Genomic DNA, 740 nt, shown 5'->3' with positions numbered 1-740 from the left:
GTGTTGGGGCGGGCGTCCGCTGCGGCGACGAACTGCCGTGACACGTAGACGCCTTGGTCGATGTCTCCGCCGCGCAGCAGGGCAGCGGCCAGGTCGCCCAGGACGACGACTCCCGAACCCGGCAGGGACTCGCCGAGGCGTCGTACCGCGTTGTCGGCGGTCTCGGTCAGTTCCTGTCGGCCGAGTTGTCCGTACACGGATAGCGAGAGGGAGTCGAGGCGGTACGGGGTCATGAACTGGACCCACGCCTGCTCGGCGGTGTGGTCGGCGAAGTCGTACGCGATGTGGGCTCGGTCCAGTGCGCGTAGTGCCTCGGTGTCGTCCCCGAGGTTCGCGGCTTCCTCCGAGTAACGGCCGTGGATCCAGGCCGCGGCGGTGGCGTTGCCGAAGCCCCGGACGTCCTGGGCGGCTTGGGCGAGGAGCCGCATGGCCTTCTCGGGGGTGCTGGCTCCGTAGCTGGCGTAGGCGAGGGCGAGGGCGCGAAGAGGGAGGTGTCCGGCGACATCGGCGCAGTCCTTGGTCACCTCGTAGAAGGCGCGTGCCCGGCGATGGTCGCCGAGGTCCCAGGCGACCCAGCCCGCCAGTGCGGCCGTTTCTCCGGCGGCGATGGTCAGTTCGCGCTCGTGTGCGCCGGCGCGAGGCAGTACGGCGGTGATCGCGTCCAAGTGCGACTCGACCGCGTCCTGAAGTTGGTGGGCGGCCAGGTCGTGCTCGCTCACATGGAGGGCCGAGGCCCGGTC

1 protein-coding gene is annotated in these 740 nt (G+C 70.5%); it reads right to left on the bottom strand.

All coding sequences use genetic code 11. The features are described 5' to 3' along the window. Positions 1 to 740: NsdA family TPR-like regulatory protein (locus tag B7L92_RS39020; protein WP_497592137.1), on the bottom strand; the 740-nt coding region annotated here is incomplete at both ends.

Origin of the sequence: Streptomyces viridosporus, from assembly GCF_002078235.1 — a bacterium.
GTDB classification, from domain to species: domain Bacteria; phylum Actinomycetota; class Actinomycetes; order Streptomycetales; family Streptomycetaceae; genus Streptomyces; species Streptomyces viridosporus.
The sequence above is the reverse complement of the archived record's forward strand: the minus strand, read 5'-3'. Positions and strand labels throughout refer to the sequence as shown.